The 240-nt window shown below is 57.5% G+C and carries 1 protein-coding gene; it reads left to right on the top strand.

Annotation, left to right across the window (positions count from 1 at the left end; genetic code table 11):
• On the top strand, positions 1-240 hold a 240-nt coding region (locus SB822_RS60430; protein ID WP_410859561.1), incomplete at both ends, for an ATP-binding cassette domain-containing protein.

The raw sequence follows: 240 nt of genomic DNA, 5'->3' as shown, positions 1-240 counted from the left end.
ATCAGGTGATCTGTCCATCGACGGAACGGTGGTCAATAGCTTCGCACCTTCGAAGCGCGGCATCGCCATGGTGTTCCAGTCCTATGCGCTTTATCCGCATATGACAGTCTACGAGAACATGGCCTTCGGCATGCAGCTCGCGGGCAAGAGCAAGGATGAATGCAAGAGCCGCATTCACAAGGCTGCGGAGATGCTGCAGCTGACGCCTTATCTCGAGCGCCTGCCACGCCAGCTTTCCGG

This window comes from Paraburkholderia sp. SIMBA_054 (assembly GCF_046534875.1).
GTDB classification, from domain to species: Bacteria; Pseudomonadota; Gammaproteobacteria; order Burkholderiales; family Burkholderiaceae; genus Paraburkholderia; species Paraburkholderia hospita.
This window is presented reverse-complemented; position numbering and strand designations above follow the sequence as displayed.